This window comes from Candidatus Angelobacter sp., from assembly GCA_035607015.1.
Classification (GTDB): domain Bacteria; phylum Verrucomicrobiota; class Verrucomicrobiia; order Limisphaerales; family AV2; genus AV2.
Window position 1 is genome coordinate 1 of sequence record DATNDF010000368.1, and the last position, 2,454, is coordinate 2,454.

The 2,454-nt window shown below is 59.9% G+C and carries 3 protein-coding genes; 1 reads left to right on the forward strand and 2 read right to left on the reverse strand.

Annotated features, from left to right (window positions below):
* Positions 1-440 (reverse strand): hypothetical protein (locus tag VN887_14805; GenBank protein ID HXT41277.1); only part of this gene is annotated, 440 nt, incomplete at its 3' end.
* 151 nt (positions 441-591) lie between these two features.
* On the opposite strand from VN887_14805, the gene tig reads away from it, so the two are divergent.
* The gene (gene tig / locus VN887_14810) at positions 592-1,917 is read left to right on the forward strand and encodes a trigger factor (GenBank protein HXT41278.1); all 1,326 of its coding nucleotides are present in this window, start codon (positions 592-594) and stop codon (positions 1,915-1,917) included.
* 51 nt (positions 1,918-1,968) lie between these two features.
* Here the strand turns inward: tig and VN887_14815 are convergent.
* Positions 1,969-2,454, reverse strand: a 486-nt coding sequence (locus VN887_14815) for a DNA mismatch repair protein MutL (protein HXT41279.1), incomplete at its 5' end; no start/stop codon positions are given.

Below are 2,454 nucleotides of genomic sequence, written 5' to 3' on the forward strand. Positions count from 1 at the left end.
AGTGCCGGGAAATCCGCCAGCATCAGCTTCCACTGGACCGCGTGTCCTCCGTTGTCGAACGAAATGCGGCGGTGCGGCACGAGGTGCCGGACATAAGGGAGGTAATCGGAAAAATAAGCCAGCGATTCGGCGTTCCGCAGTGCGAACACCAGCGGTTCGACCGTGTTGTCGAAACTGACGAGTCGAACTGCGCATTCGAGCCCGCGCGTGGCCCGCAACACCGTCAATGCGTTGGCTGCCGCGCCGAGGCCCACGTCCCAGATGACGAACTCGCCGGGATGACCGCGGATCCGTTCCACCAGGCGAAGTTGTTTGACGTAGAGAGCTTCCGCTTCGGCTACCGGCCCGATTACCGGATGAAATGTTTCGCGATGGGCAAGCGAATGCACGCTGTGAACGCCGTTCGCCAGCCGCACGAGTTTGTAACCGGATGACTGCATTGGCCTGCACGCTAACAAACCGCCGTTTCAAAGCAAGCGACGGCAGGCTTGACGCGTGTTCGCCTCAAACCTACGCTTTCACGCTCACGGCTCCGCGGCAGTCGGTCCCGGACGGGACGAACGCGGGGCTTTCGCATCGAAAGGAATGATTGTGAATGTGACGGTTGAGAATCTGGGTCCCTGCAAAAAGTTGCTGCGCGTCGAGGTGGAGGCGCCTGCGGTGGACGCCGCGCTTGAAGAGATCACGCACGATTACCAAAAGCAGGTCCGCCTGCCCGGGTTTCGGCCCGGGAAAGCGCCGCGACATCTCGTAATCAAGGCCTACGCTCCGCAGATTGATGAGGAAGCAAAACGAAAACTGGTTTCCGAGGGGTACCGCAAGGCCCTGTCCGACCAGAAACTGCGCGTGGTCGGGCAGCCGGACATCGAGGAAATCCAATTCGCCAAGGGCCAGCCCTTCCAGTTTGCCGTCACGCTGGAGACCGCGCCGGAGTTTGAACTTCCCGAATACAAGGGGTTGCCTGTTACACGAGAAATGGGCGTGGTGACGGAAGAGGACATCGAGCGGGCGTTGAACGTCCTGCGGGAACAGCGCGCCACTTACGTGGACATGGCGCGCGAAGTCAAAGAGGGCGATTTCGTCGTGGTCAACTACACCGGATTGTGCGACGGCAAACCAATCACGGACACGGCACCGACCGCCCGCGGGTTGACGGAGAAGAAAGATTTTTGGCTGCATGTGGCGAAGGATTCGTTCATTCCCGGTTTCACCGAACAGCTGATCGGGGCGAAAGCAGGCGAGAAGCGAACGGTGAACGTGGATTTTCCCGCCGATTTCGTCGCCAAGGAACTGTCGGGAAAGAAGGGCGTTTACGAAGTCGAGATTGCACAGGTGAAGGAAAAGGCATTGCCGGAACTGAACGACGAGTTTGCCCGTTCATTTGGCGCGGAGGACACGGCCCGGCTTCGCGAGGGGGTGCGCGACGACCTCCAGAACGAGCTGAATTTCAAGATCAAACGCGGTGTGCGCGACCAGCTCGTGCGAGAGCTGCTGAAACGCGTCACCTGCGAGCTGCCGGAATCGATCGTGTTGAACGAGACGCGCAACGTCGTTTACGACATCGTGCGGGAAAACCAGCAGCGGGGCGTGCCGAAGGACGTCATCGAGAAACAGAAGGACGAAATATTTTCGGGGGCCAACAACAGCGCGAAGCTCCGCGTCAAGGCGGCGTTCGTCCTGGGCCGCATTGCGGAGAAGGAAGGCATCAAGGCGGACCAGAAGGAGATCACGCAACGCATTCTGCTGCTGGCGGACCAGTATCAGATCAAGCCGGAACAGATGATCAAACAGTTGCGCGACCGGAACGGCTTCGGGGAAATCGAGGAGCAGATTGTGTCGGCCAAGGTGCTCGATTTTCTGGAGTTGAATGCGAAGGTCGAAGAAGCGTTGCCGACCGCCACCCCGCCGGTCGCCTGAGTCAAATGCACTTTGTCCCGCGGCGCGGAAGGAATCCTTTTTCTTCGCGATCTATTGCGCGCGGCCGAATTTTTTCTCGAGCTCACGATAATTCATTTCGATCAGCGTTGGGCGACCATGCGGACAGGTATAAGGCATGGCGCAGTTGCGCAGGTCGTTCAGGAGGTTGTCCAACTCGGGTCCGGCCAGCGGGTCATTGGCCTTGACGGCGTGGCGGCAAACCGTCTTGGCCACCGTCTGTTCTCCCAGGCGGAAGGAGTTCACTTCCCGTCCGGCGGCAACCAGTTCATCGATCAATTCCAAAACAAAGCGGCGCGAATCGGCGACCTTCACGAAGGGCGGAAGCGCGTCGAGCAGGAACGTTCGGTCGCCAAATTCGCTCAGCCCGACCCCCAAACGGCCCAGCACCGGCAGGTGCTCGCGCAGGAACTGCCCGTCGCGAAGCGGCAGTTCGACCGTTTCCGGCAGCAGCAGACGCTGCGACGGCGCATCGCCGTGCTCCAGACGGCGAAGCATCTGTTCGTAGAGAATCCGCTC